At 65.7% G+C, this 23,764-nt stretch carries 16 protein-coding genes; 8 read left to right on the top strand and 8 right to left on the bottom strand.

Going from position 1 to position 23,764, the window contains the following annotated elements; genetic code table 11:
- The first annotated feature begins 57 nt into the window (after positions 1-57).
- From AC5P9F_RS09700 to AC5P9F_RS09685, 4 genes are read left to right on the top strand one after another with little or no spacing between them, the layout of a single operon-like run.
- Positions 58-1,035, top strand: coding sequence for an FKBP-type peptidyl-prolyl cis-trans isomerase (locus tag AC5P9F_RS09700; protein ID WP_005413927.1), 978 nt, complete (start codon positions 58-60; stop codon positions 1,033-1,035).
- A gap of 23 nt (positions 1,036-1,058) precedes the next feature.
- Complete coding sequence (locus AC5P9F_RS09695; protein WP_005410257.1) at positions 1,059-2,408, top strand: UDP-glucose dehydrogenase family protein; 1,350 nt, start codon at positions 1,059-1,061, stop codon at positions 2,406-2,408.
- A complete protein-coding gene (locus AC5P9F_RS09690) occupies positions 2,401-2,643 on the top strand; it encodes a SlyX family protein (protein ID WP_005410256.1) in 243 nt (80 codons plus the stop codon). Before AC5P9F_RS09695 ends, AC5P9F_RS09690 begins: the two co-directional genes overlap by 8 nt.
- A gap of 10 nt (positions 2,644-2,653) precedes the next feature.
- Positions 2,654-3,334, top strand: a complete 681-nt coding sequence (locus AC5P9F_RS09685) for a DUF2058 domain-containing protein (RefSeq protein WP_033833947.1) — start codon at positions 2,654-2,656, stop codon at positions 3,332-3,334.
- Positions 3,335-3,382: 48 nt separating this feature from the next.
- Here the strand turns inward: AC5P9F_RS09685 and AC5P9F_RS09680 are convergent, their stop codons facing one another.
- The 4 genes from AC5P9F_RS09680 to AC5P9F_RS09665 form a co-directional block, all read right to left on the bottom strand.
- Complete coding sequence (locus tag AC5P9F_RS09680) at positions 3,383-4,570, bottom strand: MFS transporter (RefSeq protein WP_043034709.1); 1,188 nt, start codon at positions 4,568-4,570, stop codon at positions 3,383-3,385.
- An 86-nt stretch (positions 4,571-4,656) separates the two neighbouring features.
- Positions 4,657-7,341 (bottom strand): methionine synthase, encoded by a 2,685-nt coding sequence (metH, locus tag AC5P9F_RS09675; protein ID WP_033833945.1) that lies wholly within the window; start codon positions 7,339-7,341, stop codon positions 4,657-4,659.
- A gap of 57 nt (positions 7,342-7,398) precedes the next feature.
- Complete coding sequence (locus AC5P9F_RS09670) at positions 7,399-8,490, bottom strand: homocysteine S-methyltransferase family protein (RefSeq protein WP_033835833.1); 1,092 nt, start codon at positions 8,488-8,490, stop codon at positions 7,399-7,401.
- Positions 8,491-8,503: 13 nt separating this feature from the next.
- Complete coding sequence (locus AC5P9F_RS09665; RefSeq protein ID WP_005410251.1) at positions 8,504-9,433, bottom strand: ArsR/SmtB family transcription factor; 930 nt, start codon at positions 9,431-9,433, stop codon at positions 8,504-8,506.
- A gap of 153 nt (positions 9,434-9,586) precedes the next feature.
- Here AC5P9F_RS09665 and AC5P9F_RS09660 point away from each other — a divergent pair, with 153 nt between their 5' ends.
- Positions 9,587-10,735 carry an acyl-CoA dehydrogenase family protein gene (locus AC5P9F_RS09660; protein WP_109337278.1) on the top strand — a complete coding sequence of 383 codons (1,149 nt, stop codon included), beginning with the start codon at positions 9,587-9,589 and terminating at the stop codon, positions 10,733-10,735.
- Positions 10,736-10,780: 45 nt separating this feature from the next.
- On the opposite strand, the gene AC5P9F_RS09655 is transcribed toward AC5P9F_RS09660, so the two are convergent.
- The gene (locus AC5P9F_RS09655; protein WP_164173005.1) at positions 10,781-11,698 is read right to left on the bottom strand and encodes a hypothetical protein; all 918 of its coding nucleotides are present in this window, start codon (positions 11,696-11,698) and stop codon (positions 10,781-10,783) included.
- Positions 11,699-11,906: 208 nt separating this feature from the next.
- On the opposite strand from AC5P9F_RS09655, the gene AC5P9F_RS09650 reads away from it, so the two are divergent.
- Positions 11,907-12,269: a hypothetical protein gene (locus AC5P9F_RS09650; protein WP_231098239.1), complete on the top strand. Its 363-nt coding sequence runs from the start codon at positions 11,907-11,909 to the stop codon at positions 12,267-12,269.
- 153 nt (positions 12,270-12,422) lie between these two features.
- Here the strand turns inward: AC5P9F_RS09650 and AC5P9F_RS09645 are convergent, their stop codons facing one another.
- From AC5P9F_RS09645 to AC5P9F_RS09635, 3 genes are read right to left on the bottom strand one after another with little or no spacing between them, the layout of a single operon-like run.
- Positions 12,423-15,596 carry a multidrug efflux RND transporter permease subunit gene (locus AC5P9F_RS09645; RefSeq protein WP_005413921.1) on the bottom strand — a complete coding sequence of 1,058 codons (3,174 nt, stop codon included), beginning with the start codon at positions 15,594-15,596 and terminating at the stop codon, positions 12,423-12,425.
- 15 nt (positions 15,597-15,611) lie between these two features.
- The gene (locus AC5P9F_RS09640; RefSeq protein ID WP_005413920.1) at positions 15,612-16,880 is read right to left on the bottom strand and encodes an efflux RND transporter periplasmic adaptor subunit; all 1,269 of its coding nucleotides are present in this window, start codon (positions 16,878-16,880) and stop codon (positions 15,612-15,614) included.
- Positions 16,880-17,536 (bottom strand): TetR/AcrR family transcriptional regulator, encoded by a 657-nt coding sequence (locus tag AC5P9F_RS09635; protein ID WP_005410245.1) that lies wholly within the window; start codon positions 17,534-17,536, stop codon positions 16,880-16,882. Before AC5P9F_RS09635 ends, AC5P9F_RS09640 begins: the two co-directional genes overlap by 1 nt.
- Before the next feature lie 250 nt (positions 17,537-17,786).
- Between AC5P9F_RS09635 and AC5P9F_RS09630 the strand changes: the two genes are divergently transcribed.
- The gene (locus tag AC5P9F_RS09630; protein ID WP_043034706.1) at positions 17,787-22,763 is read left to right on the top strand and encodes an NAD-glutamate dehydrogenase; all 4,977 of its coding nucleotides are present in this window, start codon (positions 17,787-17,789) and stop codon (positions 22,761-22,763) included.
- Positions 22,764-22,953: 190 nt separating this feature from the next.
- A complete protein-coding gene (locus AC5P9F_RS09625) occupies positions 22,954-23,727 on the top strand; it encodes an NAD kinase (protein ID WP_005410243.1) in 774 nt (257 codons plus the stop codon).
- The last annotated feature ends 37 nt before the right edge of the window (positions 23,728-23,764 follow it).

The raw sequence follows: 23,764 nt of genomic DNA, 5'->3' as shown, positions 1-23,764 counted from the left end.
GACAATGCTTCTTTTCGCGCCGACGTCGGCGCCCAGACACTTCCAGGAATGCAGCGAATGAAGATGGGAATGCGCGGCGCCGCGGCGTCGGTTCTGATTCTGGCGATGGGCACTTCAGGTGTCGCTCTGTCGCAACAATCGGCTGCCCCCGCAGCCGCCAAGGAGACCGCAACCTTGAATTCCCCCAAGCAGAAGCTCGGCTACGCCATCGGCCTGGACGTGGCCAAGTCGTTCACCCCGATCGCCGATGAGATCGACGTGGCCGCGCTGCGCACCGCCGTGGAGCGTTCGTTCGAAGGCCTGCAGCCGCAGATCACCCAGGAACAGGCCAAGGCCACCGACGCGGCCCTGCGCCAGGTCGTGATGGCCCGCAGCGGCCAGCAGGTGCCGGGCATGGCGCCGGGTTCGCAGCCGCCGAAGGTCGACCGCGTCAAGGTGTCGCAGATGATCGGTTCCTACTCTGTGGGCCCGTCGCTGGCGCAGCTGAAGGACGACATCGATGTTGCCTCGCTGTTTGACGCGATCAGCACCGGCCTGACCAAGGGCCAGCCGAAGATGACGGAAGCTGACGCGACCGCCACCATCCAGGCCTTCATGGGCAGCAAGCAGGCTGAAATGCAGGCCAAGGCTGCCGCTGCTGCGCAGACCAACCGCGAAGAAGGCAATGCCTTCCTGGCCAAGAACAAGACCCAGCCGGGCGTCGTGACGACGGCCTCGGGCCTGCAGTACCAGGTCATCCGCCCGGGTAGCGGCGAGCGCCCGCTGCCGAGCAGCAAGGTGCGCGTGAACTATGAAGGCAAGCTGCTTAACGGCACCGTGTTCGACAGCTCCTATGGTCGTCAGCCGGCCGAGTTCGGCCTGGACCAGGTGATCAAGGGCTGGACCGAGGGCGTTGCGCTGATGCCGGTCGGTTCGAAGTACCGCTTCTGGATCCCGGGCAATCTGGCTTATGGCGAGAACGGCACGCCGGGTGGCCCGATCGGCCCGAACGCGACTCTGACGTTCGACGTCGAGCTGCTGGGCGTCCTGCCGTAAGCCACCACGGAGCCTGCACGGACATGCGCGTTGCGATTTTCGGTACCGGTTATGTAGGTCTGGTGACCGGTACCTGCCTGGCCGATGTCGGTCATCAGGTGGTCTGCGTCGATATCGACCAGGCCAAGGTGGATGGCCTCAACCAGGGCATCATCCCGATCTATGAGCCCGGCCTGGAGCCGATGGTGAAGGCCAACCACGCCGCGTCGCGGCTGGCATTCACCACCGATGCCGCGTCCGCGATCGCGCATGGCCAGGTGGTGTTCATCGCCGTCGGTACCCCGCCGGACGAGGATGGCAGCGCTGACCTGCAGTACGTACTGGCCGTGGCCCGTACCATTGGCCGGCACATGAGCGTGCCGACCGTGGTGGTCAACAAGTCGACGGTGCCGGTGGGCACCGCCGACAAGGTGCGTGCGGCCATTGCTGAAGAACTTGCCGCGCGTGGCGCGGATATCACCTTTGACGTGGTGTCCAACCCGGAATTCCTGAAGGAAGGCGACGCGGTCGCCGACTGCATGCGCCCGGACCGCATCATCATTGGTGCGACCAGCGAGGAGTCGGTCGCGGTGATGCGTCGTCTGTATGCGCCGTTCAACCGCAACCACGACCGAGTGGTGGAAATGGACGTGCGCTCGGCCGAGCTGACCAAGTACGCGGCGAACGCGATGCTGGCGACCAAGATTTCGTTCATGAACGAAATCGCGAACATCGCCGAGCGCGTCGGTGCCGACGTCGAGCAGGTCCGCCAGGGCATCGGCTCGGACCCGCGCATCGGCTGGCACTTCATCTACCCGGGCGCCGGCTACGGTGGCTCCTGCTTCCCCAAGGACGTGCAGGCGCTGGCCCGCACCGCCCAGCAGCATGGTCTTGAGCCGAAGCTGCTGAACGCGGTGGAAGCGGTCAACGATGCGCAGAAGGGCCACCTGTTCGCCCTCATCCAGCGTCATTACGACAAGGGCGAGGACGAAGGCGTGCGCGGCAGGACCTTTGCCGTGTGGGGCCTGGCCTTCAAGCCGAACACCGACGACATGCGTGAAGCCTCCAGCCGTCGCCTGCTGGCGCAGCTGTGGGAGGGCGGTGCCACGGTGCGTGCCTACGACCCGGAAGCGATGCATGAATCGCAGCGCATCTTCGGCGAGCGCGATGACCTGGTGTTCTGCAGCAGTGCTGATGAGGCCCTCGAAGGGGCCGACGCGCTGGTGGTGGTCACCGAGTGGAAGCAGTTCCGCAGCCCCGACTTCCAGAAGCTGCGCGAGCAGCTGAAGGACGCGGCGGTGTTCGATGGGCGCAATCTGTACGATCCTGCCGAAGTGGAAGCTGCCGGCCTGGCGTACTACGGCATTGGCCGGGGGCGTTCGCTGCATGTCTGACCTGCTGCCGACCGAACGCGAGCAGGCGCTGGAAGCGCGCCTGGTCGAACTGGAAATGCGCGTGTCCTTCCAGGAACAGGCGCTTGCCGAATTGAGCGATGCGCTGGCCGATGCCCGCATGCAGGGCATGCGCAACGCCGACGTGCTGCGTGTGCTGCTGGAGGACCTGGGCAAGGTCCGCAACGCACTGAATTCTTCCGATCCGGCGAGCGAACCACCGCCGCCGCACTACTGATCCGAATCCTATGAGCGATACCCTCCGCGACCAGCTGATGGGCCTGGGCTTCAGGCCCGCGCCCAAGCCCGAGCGCAAGAATGATGGCCCCCGCCGTGATGGCCGCCCGCAGGGCAAGGGTGGCAACGGCAATGGAAAGCCGCAGGGCGCTGGCAAGGGCGAGCACAAGCCCGGCGAGCGTCGCGGGCATGGCCACGGTGGCCCGGGCAGGCCCGGCCAGTCGCGTGGCCCGGGCCAGCAGGGCCCGCGCAAGCCGCGCAGCGCCGAAGAGATGGATCTGGCCAAGGCCTATGCCATCCGTGCGCAGCGTGAGAAGGAAGAGCGCATCGAGACCGAGCGCCTGAAGCAGGAAGAAGCACGCGTGCGCCGCGAGGCGAAGGCCAAGCTGGAAGAACTGCTGAAGGACAAGGGCCTGAACTCCGAGGCGGCTGATATCGCTCGCCACTTCCCGTATGGCGGCAAGATCAAGCGCATCTACGTGACCGCCGAACAGCTGACCGCGCTCAATGCCGGTGAGCTGGGCGTGGTCCAGCTCAATGGCCGTTACCTGCTGGTGACCGCCGAAGTGCTGGCACAGTCCGAAGCGGTGTTTGCCGCATCGGTGGCACTGAAGGTCGACCCGAACGCGCCGGCCGAGGAAGATCCCTACGCGGACCCGCAGTACCAGGTACCGGACGACCTGGTCTGGTAACTGCACCTGCTGCACGATGAAAACGCCGGGCATTGCCCGGCGTTTTCGTTACGGGACGCGCGCAGTGCTGTGGCGTGCACGGATCAACGGCAGGCTCAGCGCGAAGAAGCACAGCAGTGCGCCGACCAGAGCGAATCCGCTACCGGCGAGGAAGGCCGTGCGTCCCTCGTCGATCTTCCACAGTTGGCCGGCGATGAGCGCGCCCAGCACGCCGCCGACACCGGACGAGAAACCGTACAGCAGGCCCTGGCCATGGCCATTGAGGCGTCCGGGGAAGTAGATCGCCAGCATCTGCATCGCCGCGGCGAAGAACGCGGCAAAGCCCAGCGCGTGCGCGGTCTGCGCCAGCAGCATCACCGGCAGGTTTTCCGGGAACAGTGCGGTCACCGCCCAGCGCAGGCAGGAACTGACCAGCGCGATCAGCAGCATCCAGCTGGCGTCATAGCGGCGGAAGAAGCGGCCGATGGTGAAGAACACGCCCACTTCGAACACCACGCCGATGGTCCAGAGCAGGCCGAGCGTGGATGTGCGATAGCCGTGGTGGTCCATGTAGACCGAGAAGAAGGTGTAGTACGGGCCGAACGAGAGCTGCTCCATGAAAGCGGCCAGGAAGAACGCCAGCACCGGCGGGCGGCGCACGATCTGCCAGAAGCCGCTGGCATCGCCGCCGGTCCTGCCGATGTCGCGTGCGTAGTGGTTGCTGAAGGCCGAGGCGACCAGCAGGACGAACAGCGGCAGCATCATCCAGGGCAGCAGCCCGGCGCGGCCGGCGGTGCCGTCACCTTCGATCAGCCAGCCGAACAGGGTGACGATGGCGATGAACCCAAGCGAACCCCAGACCCGGATCAGGCCGTAGCGATGGCTGTCGCTGCCGAGATGGGTGAGGGTGATCGACTCGAACTGCGGCATCACCGCGTTGTAGAAGAAGCAGAACACGATCATCGCCGGATACATCCATGGCTGCGGCAGAGGCAGCAGGAATGCGGCGAAGCTGATCAGGGTCAGTACGCAGCCGATGCGCAACAGTCGGATCGGCCGCGGTGAGGTGGCTGCCAGCGAGGTCCAGGCACTGGGTGCAACCACGCGTGTGGCATACCACAGCCCCATCATCACGCTGATGGCGGTCACGCTCATCCCGCGTGCAGTGAGGAACAGGCTCCAGTACGGAGTGAACGCGCCCAGCGCCGCGTAATAGAACAGGTAGAAGCTGGAAAGACGGGCAACGGGAACGGTCATCGCGGAATGATGAAGCAAAAAGGGGACGGAGGGGATTAAGTCGTTTGAGGCACAAACGACTTAATCCCCTCCGTCCCCTTTTCGGGTCATTCGGGATCGTAGTCGAGGTTGGAGGCCAGCCAGCGCTCGGCCTGGGCGCGCTCCACGCCCTTGCGCCGGGCGTAGTCGGTGACCTGCTCGCGGCTGAGGCGCCCGACCACGAAGTACTGGCTTTGCGGATGGCTGAAGTAGTAGCCCGATACCGCGGCGGTCGGAAGCATCGCAAAGCTCTCGGTCAGTTCCATGCCGGCGTTGGCCTCGGCCCGCAGCAGATCGAACAGGCGCCGCTTCTCGCTGTGCTCGGGGCACGCCGGATAGCCGGGAGCGGGGCGGATGCCACGGTACTGCTCATCGATCAGGGCGTCGTTGTCCAGCGTCTCGGCCTGGTCATAACCCCAGAATTCCGTGCGTACACGCTGATGCAGGCGCTCGGCCAGGGCTTCGGCGAAGCGGTCGGCCAGGGCCTTCAGCAGGATCGCGTTGTAGTCGTCATGCTCGGCTTCGAAGCGCGCCACGTGGGCATCGATGCCGATGCCGGCAGTGACCGCGAACGCGCCGATCCAGTCCTGCCTGCCGCTGTCGGTCGGCGCGATGAAATCGGCCAGGCAGAAATCCGGGCGCTCGGCCGGCTTGTCCACCTGCTGGCGCAGGAAGTGCAGGGTGGTCTCGCCCTGTGGGTGCTGCACGCGCACGTCGTCGCCGACGCTGTTGGCCGGCCACAGGCCGAACACGGCCTTGGCGGTCAGCCACTTCTCGCCGACGATGCGGTCGAGCATCGCGCGGGCATCGCGGTACAGCTCGCTGGCCTGGCTGCCGACGATCTCGTCGGTGAGGATCGCCGGGAACTTGCCGGCAAGCTCCCAGGCCTGGAAGAACGGCGTCCAGTCGATGTACTCGACCAGCTCGGCCAGCGGATAGTCATCGAAGACGTGCAGGCCTGGCTGCTTCGGCGCGGGCGGCGTGTAGTTCCCCCAGTCGCCCTGGAACTTCTGCCCGCGTGCATGTTCCAGCGGCACCAGGCGCTTGGCATCGCCACGATTGCGGTGCCGTGCCCGGATCTCGGCATAGTCGGCCTCGTTGGCGGCAACGAAGGCTTCGCGCAGGTCGCGCGAGATCAGCGACTGGGCCACGCCGACCGCGCGCGAGGCGTCCTTCACCCACACCGTAGGCGCTTTGTAGTGCGGGTCGATCTTCAACGCGGTGTGCGCGCGCGAGGTGGTGGCGCCGCCGATCAGCAGCGGCAGATTGAAACCCTGGCGCTCCATCTCGCGGGCGACGTGGCTCATCTCCTCCAGCGAGGGAGTGATCAGACCGGACAGGCCGATCAGGTCGGCGTTGTGCTCGCGCGCGGCATCGAGGATCTTCTGCGCCGGCACCATCACGCCAAGGTCGACCACCTCGAAGTTGTTGCAGGCCAGGACCACGCCGACGATGTTCTTGCCGATGTCATGCACATCGCCCTTCACCGTGGCCATGATGATCTTGCCGTTGCTCTTGGCAGTGTCGCCGCTGCGCGCCTTCTCCGCCTCGATGTACGGCAGGAGGTAGGCCACGGCCTTCTTCATCACACGCGCGGATTTCACCACCTGCGGCAGGAACATCTTGCCGGCGCCGAACAGGTCACCGACGATGTTCATGCCGTCCATCAGCGGGCCCTCGATCACGTCCAGCGGGCGGCTGGAGGCCTGTCGGGCCAGTTCGGTGTCTTCCTCAACGAAGGCATCCAGGCCGTGCACCAGTGCATGCGCCAGGCGCTGCGCCACCGGCTTGTCGCGCCAGGCCAGGTCTTCGGTCTTCGCCGCACCCTTCCTGCCCTTGTAGCGCTCGGCGATCTCCAGCAGGCGTTCGGTGGCATCGCTGCGGCGGTTGAGGATCACATCCTCCACGCGCTCACGCAGCTCCGGCTCCAGCTCATCGTAGATCGGCATGGCACCGGCATTGACGATGCCCATGTCCATGCCGGCGGCGATGGCGTGGTACAGGAACACCGAATGGATGGCCTGGCGCACCGTTTCGTTGCCGCGGAACGAGAACGAGACGTTGGAGACACCACCGGAGACGTGGCAGTGCGGCAGCGTCTGCTTGATGATGCGGGTGGCTTCGATGAAGTCCACCGCATAGTTGTCATGTTCTTCGATGCCAGTGGCGACGGCGAAGATGTTCGGGTCGAAGATGATGTCCTGCGGCGGGAAGCCGATCTCGTCGACCAGGATGCGGTAGGCGCGGGTACAGATCTCGACCTTGCGCGCACACGTATCGGCCTGCCCGCTTTCATCGAAGGCCATGACCACCGCGGCGGCGCCATAGCGCAGGACCTTGCGCGCGTGTTCGCGGAAAAGCGCCTCGCCTTCCTTCAGCGAGATCGAGTTGACCACGCTCTTGCCCTGCAGGCACTTCAGGCCGGCCTCGATCACGCTCCACTTGGAGGAGTCGACCATCACCGGGATGCGGGCGATGTCCGGCTCGGACATGATCAGGTTGAGGTAGCGGGTCATCGCCGCTTCCGAATCGATCAGGCCCTCGTCCATGTTGACGTCGAGGATCTGCGCGCCGCTTGCCACCTGCTGGCGGGCCACGTCCACCGCTTCTTCGTAGCGGCCTTCCTTGATCAGCTTGCGGAACTGCGCGCTGCCGGTCACGTTGGTGCGTTCGCCGACGTTGATGAACAGCAGGTCCGGGGTGATGACCAGGGGTTCCAGGCCGGACAGGCGGGTAGGGCGGACAGGCGTCATGGCAGGCGTCGGCTCAGCAGCAATAGGGCGGGAAGTGCGGAACGGTGGCGGCGACATTCATGCGGCCTGCTCCCGGGTGCCGGGCAGTGCGCGCGGCGGCAGCCCGGCCACAGCCGCGGCAATGGCGCGGATATGGTCGGGCGTGGAGCCGCAGCAGCCGCCGACCAGGTTCAGCAGGCCATCTTCGGCGAAGCCTCGCAGGGTGCTGGCCATGTCCTCCGGCGTCTCGTCATACTCGCCGAAGGCATTGGGCAGGCCGGCATTGGGGTGTGCGCTGACGTAGCAGTCGGCGACCTGCGCAAGGGTTTCCACGTGCGGTCGCATCGCATCGGCGCCCAGCGCGCAGTTCAGCCCGATCGACAGCGGCCGTGCATGCGCCAGCGAGGCATGGAAGGCTTCCGCAGTCTGCCCGGACAGGGTGCGACCGGAAGCGTCGGTGATGGTGCCGGAGATCATCACCGGCAACCGCGCGCCGCGCGCATCGAACGCTTCCTCCAGCGCATACAGCGCGGCCTTGGCGTTGAGCGTGTCGAAGATGGTCTCGACCATGATGGTGTCGGCGCCGCCGTCGATCAGGCCCTCGATGGCTTCGCGGTAGGTGTCGCGCAGTTCGTCGAAGCTGGTGTTGCGGAAGCCCGGATCGTTCACGTCCGGGCTGATCGAGGCGGTGCGGCTGGTCGGGCCGACCACCCCGATCACGAAGCGCGGCTTCCCCGGGGTGGTTGCGGCCACGGCGTCACAACAGGTGCGCGCGACCGCAGCGCCGGCCTTGTTCAACTCGTACACCAGGTGTTCGAGGTGGTAGTCGGCCTGGCTGACCGAGGTTGCATTGAAGGTGTTGGTTTCGACCAGGTCCGCGCCCGCTTCCAGGTAGGCGGTGTGGATGTCTGCGACGATCTGCGGCCGGGTCAGCAGCAGCAGATCGTTGTTGCCCTTCAGGTCATGGCCCTCCGGCGTGCCGTGGTCGCAGCCGGGGCCATGGCTGTGATCGTAACCGCCGGCGAAGCGTTCGCCACGGTAATCGTCTTCCTGCAGGCCGTGGCGCTGGATCATCGTGCCCATCGCACCGTCGATGATCAGGATCCGCTCGCGCAGGGCGTCGAGCAGGGCGTTGGCACGCTCAGGATGCAACCAGGGCAGGGCAGGCATGGCGTTCTCGGGCTCAGGGTTTGTGGGCGATCAGCGAAATCACTTCGAAGTGCGGCGGACGCTTCTCGCGGGTGACCGTCTCCAGGCTGGATACCTGCAGGCCGGCCTTGTCGACGAACCTGCGCAGCTCCTTGTCGCTGAAGCCGAGGTTGACGTGGCCGTAGGCCTCCACCGCGGCCTTGTGTTCATGGCGGGCCAGGCTGCACAGCAGCAGGCGCCCGCCCGGGCGCAGCACGCGCGCGCCTTCGGTCACCGCCTGCGCCGGCTTGCTGGCGTAGGTCAGCGCGTGCATCAGCACTACCAGATCGAAACTGTTGTCCTTGAAGGGCAGCGCATGCATGTCGCCCTCGCGCACTTCCACGTTGGGCAGACGGCGCAGGCGCTCGCTGGCGGCGGCGACCACGCGCGCGCTGGTGTCGATGCAGATGTAGCGCTTGGCATGCGGGGCCACCAGTTCGGCCAGCACGCCGTCACCAGAGGCGATGTCCAGCACGTCGCCGGTCTCCAGCAGCGGCAGCGCGGTGCGGGCGAGGGCTTCCCAGGTGCGCCCCGGGGAGTAGTGGCGTTCCATGTCGCCGGCCACGCTGTCGGCCCAGTTCTGGTCGGAGGCGCGGTGGGCCAGCACGGCAGCGACGCGTTCAGCGTCCTGGCGCAGCAGCGGGTCATCGCTTCCGTTGCTCAAGGCATGCCACAATGCACGCTGCGCCGGGTCCAGCTGGGCCTCGTCGAAGCGGTAATAGGCCGATACGCCCGCACGGCGGTCGCGGACCAGGCCGGCTTCCTTCAGGCGCGCCAGGTGGGTGGACACGCGTGGCTGTGCCAGCCGGGTGATCGCCGACAGTTCGGCCACGGTCAGTTCCTCCTGCTCCAGCAGCGCCAGCAGGCGCACGCGGGTCGCATCGGCGAACACCTTCAGGCGGGTCGACCAGTCTTCAAGATCCATAAATATCTACCTATCGCGATATAGAGATATATTCGCTGAAAGGGCCCGTCGCGGTCAAGTCGCCAGCGTACGGAAACAGCCGGGCCCCGGTACAATCGGGGCACCTGGGCGCGCCGTATGTAGCCCATAACTTCATGTACCCGGGAGGGTGTTGTGGATTTCAGCTTTACCGAAGAGCAGTTGATGCTGCAGGACGTTGCGCGGCGCATCGCGCAGGAGAAGATCGCCCCTAGCGCGGAGCACCATGACCGTACCGGCGAGTTCCCGCTCGACAACATCCGCCTGCTGGGCGAGAACGGCCTGATGGGCATCGAAGTGCCGACCGAATACGGTGGCGCGGGCATGGACCCGGTTGCGTACGTGCTGGCGATGGTGGAGGTCGCCGCCGCCGACGCAGCCCATTCGACCATCATGTCGGTCAACAACTCGCTGTTCTGCAACGGCATCCTCACCCACGGTACCGAGCAGCAGAAGCAGACCTACGTGCGTGCCATCGCCGAGGGCGAGGCCATCGGCGCGTTCGCGCTGACCGAGCCGCAGTCCGGCTCCGATGCCACCGCCATGCGCTGCCGCGCGGTGAAGCGGGCCGACGGCACCTTCGTCATCAACGGCAAGAAGAGCTGGATCACCTCCGGCCCGGTGGCCAGGTACATCGTGCTGTTCGCGATGAGCGAGCCGGACAAGGGCGCGCGCGGCATCACCGCCTTCCTCATCGATACCGACAAGGCGGGCTTCGGTCGCGGCAAGACCGAGCCGAAGCTGGGCATCCGCGCTTCGGCCACCTGCGAGATCGAGTTCAACGATTACGTGGCGAAGGCCGAAGACGTGCTGGGCCAGGAAGGCGAGGGCTTCAAGATCGCCATGAGCGTGCTCGATGCTGGCCGCATCGGCATCGCCTCGCAGGCCATCGGCATCGCCCGAGCCGCCTATGAGGCGACCCTGGAATACGTGAAGGAGCGCAAGGCGTTCGGCGCGGCCATCGGCACCTTCCAGATGACCCAGGCCAAGATCGCCGACATGAAGTGCAAGCTGGACGCAGCGCTGCTGCTGACCCTGCGTGCCGCGTGGGTGAAGGGCCAGGGCAAGCGTTTCAGCACCGAAGCAGCGGTGGCCAAACTGACCGCTTCGGAAGCAGCGATGTGGATCACGCACCAGGCGGTGCAGATCCACGGCGGCATGGGGTACTCGAAGGAGATGCCGCTGGAGCGTTACTTCCGTGATGCCAAGATCACCGAGATCTACGAGGGCACCTCGGAGATCCAGCGCCTGGTGATCGCGCGCAACGAGACCGGGTTGCGCTGATGGACGCGACGGGGCGGCGATTGCCGCCCCGTTTCCCTTGTGCGATCAACGTGGCAATCGGCAAACGATATCCGTTCCGTTCCATTCACAGACGATCTGCAGCGACTCAGGTGGAGCACCGGGGAACATGTTCACCCCATAGAGGCGACCGGAGTCGATCCATCGATCCAGATCGTCCCGGCTGTTGAAGTTGTAGGTGCCGGCGAAGTGTTGGGCCAGGCCGGGGCTGGTTGCCGCGCCGTCGGGAATCATGTTGCCATTGGCGTCCTTGCTCTGGCCTTGCACGTATCTGGCGGTGTCCACTGACGAAGAGACGATGGCCAGCGTAGTCTTCGAGCCATCGCGCCAGGTGATCCTGTAGATTGCACCGTCGATTCCGAGGGCCTTGCTGACGAAGCTCAGGCCGATCGAGGACAGGAATGTCGCCATGCTGTTCCAGGCCCTCGACGATGTCGTGGCGCCTGTGAATGCCTTGCCCATGGCGCTCTCCAGCCTGAATCGCTCGGTTGCCATCTGCACGACATCGTAGGCGTTGAGGTTCTTGTGCTCTTCCGGGAAGCCTATGCCGTTGGCGTATTGCGGGTCATCAGGATGAACCTCGTACTGGACTCCTCTTCCGGCCCACTGCCGCGGCGCGAACTGTACGGTTGGCACGTTGTTGTCGAGCATCCCCATGATCCGATTGAAGGATGCGTTGATTGGCCCGGGAATCTGCGCCCTGGTGGCGCGATAGCGACGCAGCTCGCGATCGTATTCCACATCGAAACCATGGAGCCGGCGCTGCTGGAAGTCGGCGACGATGGTGGGCCCCGTGCCCGAGGACAGCGCCAGCGCGCGTGGATCGCGACAGTTGTCGCAGACGAGAACGCCTGCCGCATGTGCGTCCTGGACGCTGCTGGCCGCGAAGAGCGCACCAAGCAGAAGGGCGGGGCGGCTGAAGCGTCGTAGTGGTGCTCTTTCCATGAACTGTCTCCTGGGCGGCATCGGATCGATTGCCGTGGAGGTATCTGGATAGCAACGATCCGGGCGTGCCGCACTACTGCGCGCCCAGGAATCCAAAGCGGGAGCCTTATGCGAAACCGGTAGACGCCTTGAGCGCCTCGTTGTCGGCGCAGCAGTGGAAGGGACTTTTCAGTACAGGCCGTATGCGACCGGTCTCCGGGCAGTCGACATGCCAACGGTCCATTGGCATTCCCGCTCCTTGGTCGCAGAATGCTCCACCGTTCATGGACGCCACCACATGCTCATCTATCGAGGCGCAGGGCTGCTGACCCTGCTCACACCGATCGCTGCCGTGCTGCTCATCCTCATCCTGTTCCCGGATCCAGCGGTAGGTCGCGGCAATACTTCACTCAGTCAGGTCCTGCTGGCGTTCGGCCTTGGCTCGGCAATCAACACGGTGCTGGGTTTCGTGCTCAATCGAAAGCCGCGTGCACCTGGGCAGCATGCTCCGCATCACTTCTTCTTCCTGCCGATGCAATGGCCTGCACTGGCGATTGTGGCGGCATGCGTGGTGATCGCAGTGTTGCGCTGAGACGCTGCCCGGACAGCGCCCACCAAGGTTGGCGACTACCGGGTATGCCGTTGCCCCGGTAGATGCCAACCTGGGGCGGCATGGATCCAGAAGCGGCAACAACAAAGGCCCCGGATCGCTCCGGGGCCTTTCTCGTTTCAGTTCACCGCTGGATCAACGATCCGGACGGTGTGCTGCATCCGCGTCGCGCTGGCGTTCCATGAACTCCTTGGACGGTTCATCCAGCTTGTCGCCCAGCATGCGGCGCACGACCACGAAGAACACCGGGATCATCAACAGGCCGAGCAGGGTGGCGAACAGCATGCCGCCGATCACGCCGGTACCGATGGCATGGCGGGAGTTGGCGCCCGCGCCGGTGGAGATCGCCATCGGGATCACGCCCATGATGAACGCGAACGAGGTCATCAGGATCGGGCGGAAACGCAGGCGGGCCGCTTCGATGGTGGCATCGCGCAGGTTCTTGCCGGCGGCGCGCTGCTCCACCGCGAACTCCACGATCAGGATCGCGTTCTTCGCCGCCAGGCCGATCACGGTGATCAGGCCGATCTTGAAGAACAGATCGTTTGGCAGGCCGCGCAGCATCGACAGGCCGAGGGCACCGAGCACACCCAGCGGCACCACCAGCAGCACCGCCACCGGGATCGACCAGCTCTCATACAGCGCGGCCAGGCACAGGAACACCACTACGATCGACAGCACCAGCAGCAGCGTCGCCGCGTTGCCAGCCAGGATTTCCTGGTAGGACATGCCCGACCAGTCGTAGCCGAAGCCGGCCGGCAGATCGTCGTTGACGATGCTCTCCATGGTCTGCATCGCCTCGCCCGAGCTGGTACCCGGGGCCTGCGAGCCGACGATGTTGATCGCCGAGTAGCCGTTGTAGCGGCTCAGCGACGGCGGTGCCGACACCCATTCGGACTTGACCACCGTGTTCAGCGGGATCATCGAATTGGTGCCATCGGCGTTCTTGGTCAGGCTGGAGGGGCTGTAGAAGCTCTTCAGCGACTCCTGCCCGGTGCGGTACGGACCATCGGCCTGCATGGTCACGCGCTTGATGCGGCCTTCGTAGAAGAAGTCGTTGACGTACACCGGGGCCAGCATCAGCTGGATGGTGCTGTACACGTCCGACACCGACATGCCCATCGACTGCGCCTGCACGCGGTCTACATGCAGCTGCAGCTGCGGCGCGTTTTCCAGGCCGTTCGGGCGCACGCCGACCAGGTGGTCCGGCTTCTGCGCGGCCTGGCCGAGCAGGATGTTGCGGGCCTGCGTCAGCTGCTCGTAACCGGCACCGCTGCGGTCCTGCAGCCACATGTCGAAGCCGCCGAACTGGCCAAGGCCCTGCACGGTGGGCAGGTTGACCACGAAGATCTGCGCTTCCTTGATGCCGTAGAACGCGCCGTTCATGTTCTGGATGAACTCGGGCGCGGTGAACTTGCGTTCTTCCCACGGCTTCAGGCGGATGAAGCCCATGCCCACGTTCTCGCCGGAACCGACGAAGCTGAAGCCGGCCACCTGCAGCATGCCTTCATAGCCATCCTGCTTTTCCAGGATGCCACGCATCTGCGCGAACACTTCGTTGGTCTGGCCCTTGGTCGAGCCCGGCGGCAGCTGCACGATCGCCAGCGCATAGCCCTGGTCTTCTTCCGGCAGGAAGCTGCCCGGCATGCGGGTGAACAGGAAGCCGCACAGTGCGGTGAGCACCACGAACAGGATCATCCAGCGCGGCGCATGGCGCACCGCCGAGGTGATGTGGCCGACATAGGTGTGGCTGATCTTGTCGTAGTACTTGTTGAAGGTGCGGTAGACGATGTTCGGATTGTCGTTGTGCGTCGGCTTCAGGAAGGTCGCGCACAGCGCCGGGGTGAAGCCCAGCGCCAGGAACGCCGAGAACGCCATCGAAATGGCGATGGTCAGGGCGAACTGCTTGTAGATCTCACCGGCGGCGCCGCCCTGCAGGGCGGACGGGATGAACACCGCAGCCAGCACGACGGTGATCGCCACCACCGCGCCGGTGATCTGGGTCATCGCCTTCTGCGTGGCCGGCTTCGGCGCCAGGCCTTCCTCGGTCATGATGCGTTCGACGTTCTCGATCACCACGATCGCGTCATCGACCACGATGCCGATCGCCAGCACCATCGCGAACAGGGTCAGCTGGTTGATCGTGAAGCCGATCATCCACATGCCCAGGAAGGTACCGAGCAGCGCCACCGGGATGACCAGGGTCGGGATCAGCGTGGCGCGGAAGTTCTGCAGGAAGATCAGCATCACCAGGAACACCAGGAACACTGCTTCAAACAGCGTCTTGACCACTTCCTGGATCGAGATCTTGACGAAGGTGGTGCTGTCATACGGCGAGAACCAGGTCACGCCGGCCGGGAAGCTGGGCTGCAGTTCGTCCATCTTGGCGCGCACCGCCTCGGCCACGTTCAGGGCGTTGGCGCCCGGCAGCAGCTGGATGGCGAAGGCACCGGTCGGCTTGCCGTTGTACTGGGTGTCGAAACCGTAGTTGTTGGCACCGAAGGCAACGCGGGCGATGTCCTTCAACAGCACCCGCGATCCGTCAGCGTTGGCGCGCAGGATGATGTTCTCGAACTCCTGCGGCGAACTGAAGCGGCCTTCGGCCGAGACCGTGGCGGTGAAGTGCTGGCCTTCCGGCGACGGATCCGAGCCAAGCGCACCGGCGGCGAACTGCACGTTCTGCGCGCGCACCGCAGCCAGCACCTGGCTGGCCGACAGGCCATAACCCTGCATCTTTTCCGGGTTCAGCCAGATGTTCATGGCGTACTCGGAACCGAACTGCTGGGTGCTGCCGACGCCGGGGATACGCGAGACCTGGTCGAGCACGCGCGAACCAACGATGTCGTTCAGCGCATCACGGTTGATGGTCGGGGTATCGGACTGCAGCGCCACCACCATCAGGAAGCCGGCGTTGGCCTTGGCCACCACCACGCCCTGCTGGGTCACTTCCGAAGGCAGTCGGGGCGTGGCCAGCGAGACCTTGTTCTGCACCTGCACCTGGGCGATGTCCGGATCGGTACCCGTCTCGAAGGTCAGGGTGATCTGCGCACGGCCGTTGGACGACGAGGAAGAGCTGAAGTACAGCAGGTGATCGATACCGGTCAGCTGCTGCTCGATCACCTGGGTGACCGATTTTTCCGTGGTGTCGGCACTGGCGCCCGGGTAGGTGGCCGAGACGGTGACCTGCGGTGGGGCGATGTTGGGATAGGACTCCACGCCCAGGTTGAGGATCGCGATCACGCCGCTGAGCGAGATCAGGATCGCCACCACCCAGGCGAAGACTGGATGTTCGATGAAAAATTTAGGCATGACGGAAGGTTCCCGTTACTGCTTGTTCGAATCGGTGGCGGCCGGCTTGGCCGCATCGGCCTGCTCGGGCTTGGCCGCGTCGGCCGGTGCCTTGCCAGCAGCCGGTGCGGTGCCCGCCGCAGCGGCGCCGCCTGCGGCCGGCTTGCCGTTGGCGTCCTGCCCCGGGGTCCACGGCTTGGCCACCGCCGGTGCACCTTCCTTGACCTTCTGCACGCCGGCCACGATCACCTTGTCGCCGGCGGCCAGGCCGTCGCTGACCAGCCAGTTGCCGTTCTGCGCGCCATCGGTCTTCACGTTCTTGCGCGCGACCTTGCCGTCGGCGCCGACCACCATCACGTAGCCGCCGGTGGTGTCGCGCAGCAGGGCCTGCTGCGGTACCAGGAAGGCATTGTTGCGTTCGCCCAGGTTGGCCTGGAAGCTGACGAAGGCGCCCGGCAGCAGGATCTGCTGCGGGTTCGGCAGCAACGCGCGCAACGAGACCGCACCGGTGGCCGGGTCGACCGTGGTCGAGGAGAAGTCCAGGGTGCCCGGCTCGCTGTAGGTGCTGCCATCGGCCAGCTTGACGTTCACCGTGGCCTTGCCGTCGCCCGACAGCGCCAGCGCGCCCTTGGCCTGTTGCGCGCGCAGCTGGGTCAGCTCGTCCACGCTCAGCGAGAAGTTCACGTACAGCGGGTCGAGCTGGTCGACGGTGGTCAGCAGGGTCACATCGCCCTGGCCGACCAGCGCGCCTTCGGTGACCTGCTGCTTGTTGGCCACGCCGCTGATCGGTGCGGTTACTTCGGTGTAGCCCAGGCTGATGCGCGAGGAAGTCACCGCTGCTTCGGCCTGCTTGACCGCCGCCAGCGCGGTACGCTCGGCCGATTCAGCGTTGTCCAGGTCGGACTTGGAGACGAACTGCTGCGGCGCCAGCGAACGTGCACGGTCGGCGGCCACCTTGGCGTTGGCGTAGGTCGCGCGGGCCGAGGCCAGCTGTGCTTCGGAGGCGTTGAGCGAGGCACGCAGCGGCGCCGGGTCGATCAGGAACAGGGTCTGGCCCTGCTTGACCTGCGAGCCTTCCTGGTAGACGCGCTTGAGCAGCACGCCCGGCACGCGCGCGCGCACGTCGGCGCTGCGGAACGGCGACAGGCGACCGACCAGCTCGCGCTGCAGCGGCAGGGTCTGCGGCTTGGCGTCGATCACGCCCACCTCCGGCGGCGGGGGCGTCTGCTGTTCCGGCTTCTTGCAGGCAGCCAGCGCGACAGCAACGGCGCACGTCAAGGCAAGGGTGCGGAGTGGGGCGGTCATCAGGAGGAACTCCGGGGTTGGTTTGAAGACGGGGCCGGCGACGGCTGAGGCGCGAAGGCGCGCAGGAAGCTGTCGACGGAGAACTCTGCCCAGCGCCGACGCAGCCGCGCGTCATCACGATGGGGGGTATGGAAACGCTGTTTGTCGAAATCCTGACCGGCAATCATGCTCAGCAGCAGTTCGGCCATGAAGTGCGGGTCGTCATGCCGGAGCTGGCCACGCATGCAAACGGTTTCAATCCATTCAGCAAGATGAAGCGTCAGTGCGCCGGCTCCGTGCCGGTACAGCGTACGCGCCTCTTCGGGAAACTGGGCCGCGTCGGCGGCGATCAGCCGGCAAGCCTGGCCCACGTGCGGTTGGTTGAAGTGCTCCAGGAAGTCGGTGGCGAACTGGAGCAGGCTGGCACGCAGGTCGTCAGTGCGGAGTGCACGAACCATGGCGCCGGTAGCGTGGCCGACGTGGCGCTGCATCACCCGGCGCAGCAGTTCCTGCTTGCTGCCGTAGCGCGAGTACAGGGTCTGCTTGGAGCAGCCAGCGTGCTGGGCCACCGCCTCCATGCTCATCTGCATGCCCTGCTGGGCCAGCAGTTCGCGTACGGCGTCGAACACACGCTCATCGCGTGCATCGAGGGCAACGGGTAGGTAGGCCGGGTTCACGCGGTGGACTATACCGTCCAGTTCAGGATTGTGGAATCGCGTCGGCGTCGCCGCGTGTGTCTTCCGGTAACACGTTTTGCCGATCCTGCCGGCAGTGCTGAAACAGGCGCCAGCACCATACCGGTGCGAACTGAATAGGCGTTTGAACCGCAGCAAACCCGAATCTGCTTATTCCGTCCTGCAGCAAGGCCTTTTCGCGCGGTAGGGCTACAATTTCATTTTCCCAACTGAGCAAGCGCATCGCTCTGCCATGAAACCGCAAAAAACCGCAGCCAAGACCGTGAAGAACAAGACGAAACCAGCAGAGTCGGAGGTCGCAGTGACCGCTGGTTTCTCCCTGGAGCCGGTGTACACGGCCTTGCGCAAGCGCTACCCCGCGGCCGCACAGGCCGAAGCAGTGGCCTTTGCCACTGACTTCTACAAGCGCATGGAGTCGGACGAGTTCCCGCACCACAGCGCTGAAGAGTGGGCCGCTCTCGCGGCTGAGACGCTGGAATTCGCGCGTGCCCGCAAGGCCGGCAAGGCCAACGTCCGCGTGTTCAATCCGACCGCGAAGGCCAACGGTTGGGAATCGCCGCACACCGTGCTGCAGATCGTCAACGATGACATGCCGTTCCTCGTCGATACGGTCACCATGTCGCTGGCCGAGCAGGGCGTGGGCGTCCACGTGCTGGGCCACCCGGTGCTGCGCTTCACCCGCGACAAGGCCGGCAAGCTGGTCAAGGTCGGCGAGGGTGATGCCGAGTCGGTGATGCTGCTGGAGATCGACCGCCAGCCGGCCGAAGCCATGGCCGCCATCGAACAGGCCATCAACAAGGCGCTGGACGAAGTGCGCGCGATCGTGCGCGACTGGCAGCCGATGAAGGACAAGGCACTGGCGCTGGCCGACGACCTGGGCAAGCGCCAGCTGCCGGTCGACGATGCATCGCGCAAGGAAGCACAGGAGTTCCTGCGCTGGGCCGCCGACAACCACTTCACCTTCTTCGGCTACCGCGAGTACCGCGTCGAGAAGCAGGGCAAGGAAGACGTACTTGCGCCGCTGAACGACACCGGCCTGGGCCTGATGCGCGGCAAGGACAAGTCCGCGGCCCGCCCGGTCAAGACCCTGGCCGCGCAGGGCCTGAACGCCACGTCCGGCCTGAAGGACGCGCTGATCCTGACCAAGACCAATGCCCGTTCGCGCGTGCACCGCGCCGGCTACATGGACTACATCGGCGTGCTGGAATTCGACGCCAAGGGCAAGATCATCGGCGAGCAGCGCTTCCTCGGCCTGTTCACCTCCAGCGCCTACAACCGCCGCCCGTGGGAGATCCCGCTGGTGCGCCAGCGCCACGAGCACGTGATGAAGCAGTCCGGCCTGGCCCCGGCCAGCCACAGTGGCAAGGCCCTGCGCCACATCCTGGAAACCCTGCCGCGCGAAGAACTGTTCCAGTCCAGCGAGGACGAACTGTTCCGCACCGCGATGGGCGTGCTGGGCCTGCAGGAACGCGTGCGCAGCCGCCTGTTCCTGCGCCGCGACAAGTACAGCCGTTTCATCTCCGCGCTGGTCTACCTGCCGCGCGAGCGCTTCAACACCGACGTGCGCCTGCGCATCGAGGCGATGCTGAAGGACGCGCTGCACGGTGAGTACGTGGACAGCTCGGTGGTGCTGGGCGAATCGCCGCTGGCCCAGGTTCACCTGATCGTGCGCCCGAAGCCGGGTGAAATGCTCGACGTTGATACCGCCGAACTGGAGCAGAAGCTGGCCCAGGTGCTGCGCAACTGGCAGGACGACCTGCGCGAAGCGCTGGTGGCCCGCCACGGCGAGACCGAAGGCCTGCGCATCGCCGCGCGTATCGGCAAGGCGCTGCCGGCCGGCTACATCGAAGACAACAGCACCGCGGTTGCAGCCAACGATGTCAGCCAGCTTGATGCCCTGACCGGCCCGGACGACCTGCGCCTGAGCCTGCAGACCGTGCCGCGCGAAAGCGGTGATGGCCTGCGCCTGAAGCTGTATCGCCAGCTGGACGACATCCCGCTGTCGGACGCGCTGCCGATGATGGAAAACATGGGCCTGCGCGTGATCGCCGAGCGTCCGTACCGCCTGTCGGTCGACAACGCCCCGGTGTACGTGCAGGACTTCGAGGTCGAATCGACCGCCGGCGCGATCGATGCCGCCAGCGTCGATGAAGCCTTCGGCGAGACCTTTGCCCGCGTCTGGCACGGCGATGCCGAGAACGACGGCTTCAACCGCCTGGTGCTGGCTGCCGGCCTGCACTGGCGCCAGGTCGCCATGCTGCGTGGCTACTGCAAGTACCTGCTGCAGACCGGCGTGCCGTTCTCGCAGGCCTACGTGGAAGGCACCTTCGCGCGCTACCCGCTGCTGGCCCGACTGCTGGTCGAGCTGTTCGAAGCGCGCTTCGATCCGGCTACCGGCCACGAGAGCAAGGACGACATCGCCGCCGGCCAGGCCCAGCTGAAGGCCCACTTCGATGTGCTGGCTGCTGGCGACGACGCCACCCTGAAGGTGCTCAAGACCGTGGTCGACGCCCGCAAGGGTGACCGCGACGCGCAGATGCAGGCCGCGCGCGATGCGCTGCTGAAGCTGATGGACCGTGTGTCCAGCCTGGACGAGGACCGCATCCTGCGCTCGTTCATGGGCGTGATCGACGCGACCCTGCGCACCAGCTACTACCAGACCGATGCCAACGGCCAGCACGGCCATGTCATCAGCTTCAAGTTTGATTCGGCGCTGGTGCCGGACCTGCCGAAGCCGCGCCCGTACCGCGAGATCTTCGTCTACGGCCCGCGCGTGGAAGGTACCCACCTGCGCTTCGGCGCGGTCGCCCGTGGTGGCCTGCGCTGGTCGGACCGTCGCGAAGACTTCCGTACCGAAGTGCTGGGCCTGGTCAAGGCACAGATGGTCAAGAACACCGTGATCGTGCCGGTCGGCGCGAAGGGCGGCTTCTTCGCCAAGACCCCGCCGGTGAACGGCGACCGCGACGCGATCTTCGCCAACGGCGTGGCCTGCTACAAGCTGTTCATCCAGGGCCTGCTGGACATCACCGACAACATCGTCAACAACAAGATCGTGCCGCCGGTGGATGTCGTGCGCCACGACATGGACGATCCGTACCTGGTGGTGGCCGCCGACAAGGGCACCGCGACCTTCTCCGACATCGCCAACGGCCTGGCCATCGCGCACGGCTTCTGGATGGGCGATGCGTTCGCCTCCGGTGGTTCGGTTGGCTATGACCACAAGGGCATGGGCATCACCGCACGCGGTGCGTGGGAATCGGTCAAGCGCCACTTCCGCGCGCTGGGCCGTGACAGCCAGACCCAGGACTTCACTGCGGTCGGCGTCGGCGACATGTCCGGCGACGTGTTCGGCAACGGCATGCTGCTGTCGCGCCACATCCGCCTGGTCGCTGCCTTCGACCACCGCCACATCTTCCTGGACCCGAACCCGGATGCGGCCACCACGTTCGTCGAACGTGAGCGCCTGTTCACCGTGCCACGTTCGAGCTGGGCGGACTACGACGCCAAGCTGATCAGCAAGGGCGGCGGCGTGTACCCGCGCAGCCTGAAGTCGATCGAGATCACCCCGCAGGTGCGTGAAGCGCTGGGCCTGGATGACAACGTCAAGGCGCTGTCGCCGAACGATCTGATGAGCGCGATCCTGAAGGCACCGGTCGACCTGCTGTGGAACGGCGGCATCGGTACCTACGTGAAGGCTGCCAGCGAGCAGCACAGCGATGTCGGCGACCGCGCCAACAACGCCCTGCGCGTGAACGGTGGCGAGCTGCGCTGCAAGGTGGTGGGCGAGGGCGGCAACCTGGGCATGACCCAGCTGGGCCGCATCGAAGCCGCCCAGGCCGGCGTGCTGCTCAACACCGACTTCATCGACAACTCGGCCGGTGTGGACACCTCCGACCACGAAGTCAACATCAAGATCCTGCTCAACGATGTAGTGCGGGCCAAGAAGCTGACCGTCGAGCAGCGCAACAAGCTGCTGGCCTCGATGACCGATGAAGTCGCCGAGCTGGTGCTCAACGACAACTACCGCCAGAACCAGGCGCTGAGCCTGATGGAGCGGATGGCGGTCAAGCGCCTGGGTTCCAAGCAGCACTTCATCCGTACCCTGGAACAGCAGGGCCTGCTGGATCGCCAGATCGAGTTCCTGCCGTCCGACGCCGAGCTGTCCCAGCGCAAGGCACGCGGCCAGGGCCTGACCCGCCCGGAACTGTCGGTGCTGCTGTCCTACTCGAAGCTGGTGGCGTTCGCCCAGCTGCTGGAATCGGACATCCCGGAAGATCCGTACCTGTCCAAGGAACTGCAGCGTTACTTCCCGACCCCGCTGCAGAAGAAGTACGCCGACGCGATGGAGCGTCACCGCCTGAAGCGCGAAATCATCGCCACGGCCGTGACCAACCAGACCATCAACCGCATGGGCGCCACCTTCCTGATGCGCATGCAGGAAGACACCGGCCGTTCCATCGCCGAGGTCGCCAAGGCCTACACCATCAGTCGCGAAACGCTGGATGCGCGCGCGCTGTGGGCGCAGATCGATGCACTCGACGGCAAGGTGCCGGAGTCGGTGCAGATCGACGCACTGGAAGTGATCTGGAAGCTGCAGCGTTCGTTCGTGCGTTGGCTGCTGTCGCGCCCGGGCGCGATGCCGGGCATCACTGAAGCGGTCAACCGCTACCAGGGTCCGTTCAACGACATCCGCGTTGCCTCGGGTGTGCTGCCGGATTCGCAGCGTCCGACCTACGAAGCCCTGGTGGCCGAGTGGAAGGAAAAGGGCCTGCCGTCCGCGCTGGCGCAGCAGCTGGCCGAACTGCACTTCCTGGAGCCGGCGTTCGACATCATCGAACTGGCCCGCACCCGCAAGCTGAAGCCGGTGGACGTGTCCAAGGTCCACTTCCGCCTGGGCGATGCCCTGCAGCTGCCGTGGCTGTTCGAGCAGGTCGATGCGCTGGAGGTCAACGGTCGTTGGCACGCCGTGGCACGTGGCGTGCTGCGTGACGAGCTGGCCGCCAACCACCGCAGCCTGGCCGGCCAGGTGCTGGGCACCAAGGGCAGCAGCGCGGAGGCCAAGGTCGCAGCCTGGATGGGCCGCGACGACAACAGCCTGCGCTTCACCCTGGCGATGCTGGCCGAACTGGCCGAGCAGAAGACCCTGGACTACCCGACCGTTTCGGTCGCGGTGCAGCGCCTGGGCCAGCTGGCGGCACACGGCGCGTAAGTGAAGTAGTGCCAGGCCATGCCTGGCATGCGTGAACCGGAACGGCCCCGCGAAAGCGGGGCCGTTCTGCATTGCACGGTAGTGCCGGCCGCTGGCCGGCAGCCGCATGAACCGCAACCGGGTGCAGCTGCCGGCCAGCGGCCGGCACTACCGGGTATGCTCTTGCAGGCACACCCACCCGGATCCACCGATGAGCGACACCCCCCGCATCGCTTTCCTGGCCAGCACCGCCGAGCCCGCGCAGATGGCCCGCGCGGCGATGATCTCGCGTTATGGCGATCACGCGCCGGAGCAGGCCGACGTGCTGTGCCCGCTGGGGGGCGACGGCTTCATGCTGCAGACCCTGCATCGGCATGGGCACCTGGGCAAGCCGGTGTTCGGCATGAAGCTGGGCACGGTCGGCTTCCTGATGAACCAGTACCGTGGAGACGACGATGTGCAGGCCCGCATCGCACGCGCAGAACCGGCCAACCTGCGCCCGCTGGAAATGGTGGCGCTGACCGAGTCCGGCACCAGTACCGGTTCGCTGGCCTACAACGATGTTTCGCTGCTGCGCCAGACCCGGCAGGCCGCGCATATCGGTATCGATCTGAACGGCCAGGAGCGCGTGGCCGAACTGATCGGCGACGGCGTGCTGGTGGCCACCCCGGCCGGCAGCACCGCCTACAACTATTCCGCGCATGGTCCGGTGCTGCCGCTGGGCTCGCACACCATCGCGCTGACGCCGTTGGCCCCGTACCGGCCGCGGCGCTGGCGCGGCGCGATCCTGAAGGCCGATACCGAAGTGCGCTTCCGCGTGCTCGATCCGTACAAGCGCCCGGTCAGCGTGACTGCCGATTCGCACGAGACCCGCGACGTGGTCGAGGTGACCATCCGTGAGTCGAAGGACCGCCGCGTGACCCTGCTGTTCGACCCGGAGCACAACCTGGAAGACCGGATCCTGAGCGAACAGTTCGTTTTTTGAGGACAATGGGCAGCCGGCCGTGCCGACCGCTTGAAGG

The organism is Stenotrophomonas sp. YJH_SMC_4, assembly GCF_059371575.1.
The sequence above is the reverse complement of the archived record's forward strand: the minus strand, read 5'-3'. Positions and strand labels throughout refer to the sequence as shown.

Excerpts from the sequence above, each read along its gene's own strand:
- AC5P9F_RS09700 (WP_005413927.1), top strand. The coding sequence starts at position 58 with ATGAAGATGGGAATGCGCGGCGCCGCGGCGTCGGTTCTGATTCTGGCG.
- AC5P9F_RS09695 (WP_005410257.1), top strand. The coding sequence starts at position 1,059 with ATGCGCGTTGCGATTTTCGGTACCGGTTATGTAGGTCTGGTGACCGGT.
- AC5P9F_RS09690 (WP_005410256.1), top strand. The coding sequence starts at position 2,401 with ATGTCTGACCTGCTGCCGACCGAACGCGAGCAGGCGCTGGAAGCGCGC.
- AC5P9F_RS09685 (WP_033833947.1), top strand. The coding sequence starts at position 2,654 with ATGAGCGATACCCTCCGCGACCAGCTGATGGGCCTGGGCTTCAGGCCC.
- AC5P9F_RS09680 (WP_043034709.1), bottom strand. The coding sequence starts at position 4,570 with ATGACCGTTCCCGTTGCCCGTCTTTCCAGCTTCTACCTGTTCTATTAC.
- metH (WP_033833945.1), bottom strand. The coding sequence starts at position 7,341 with ATGACGCCTGTCCGCCCTACCCGCCTGTCCGGCCTGGAACCCCTGGTC.
- AC5P9F_RS09670 (WP_033835833.1), bottom strand. The coding sequence starts at position 8,490 with ATGCCTGCCCTGCCCTGGTTGCATCCTGAGCGTGCCAACGCCCTGCTC.
- AC5P9F_RS09665 (WP_005410251.1), bottom strand. The coding sequence starts at position 9,433 with ATGGATCTTGAAGACTGGTCGACCCGCCTGAAGGTGTTCGCCGATGCG.
- AC5P9F_RS09655 (WP_164173005.1), bottom strand. The coding sequence starts at position 11,698 with ATGGAAAGAGCACCACTACGACGCTTCAGCCGCCCCGCCCTTCTGCTT.
- AC5P9F_RS09650 (WP_231098239.1), top strand. The coding sequence starts at position 11,907 with ATGCCAACGGTCCATTGGCATTCCCGCTCCTTGGTCGCAGAATGCTCC.
- AC5P9F_RS09645 (WP_005413921.1), bottom strand. The coding sequence starts at position 15,596 with ATGCCTAAATTTTTCATCGAACATCCAGTCTTCGCCTGGGTGGTGGCG.
- AC5P9F_RS09640 (WP_005413920.1), bottom strand. The coding sequence starts at position 16,880 with ATGACCGCCCCACTCCGCACCCTTGCCTTGACGTGCGCCGTTGCTGTC.
- AC5P9F_RS09630 (WP_043034706.1), top strand. The coding sequence starts at position 17,787 with ATGAAACCGCAAAAAACCGCAGCCAAGACCGTGAAGAACAAGACGAAA.
- AC5P9F_RS09625 (WP_005410243.1), top strand. The coding sequence starts at position 22,954 with ATGAGCGACACCCCCCGCATCGCTTTCCTGGCCAGCACCGCCGAGCCC.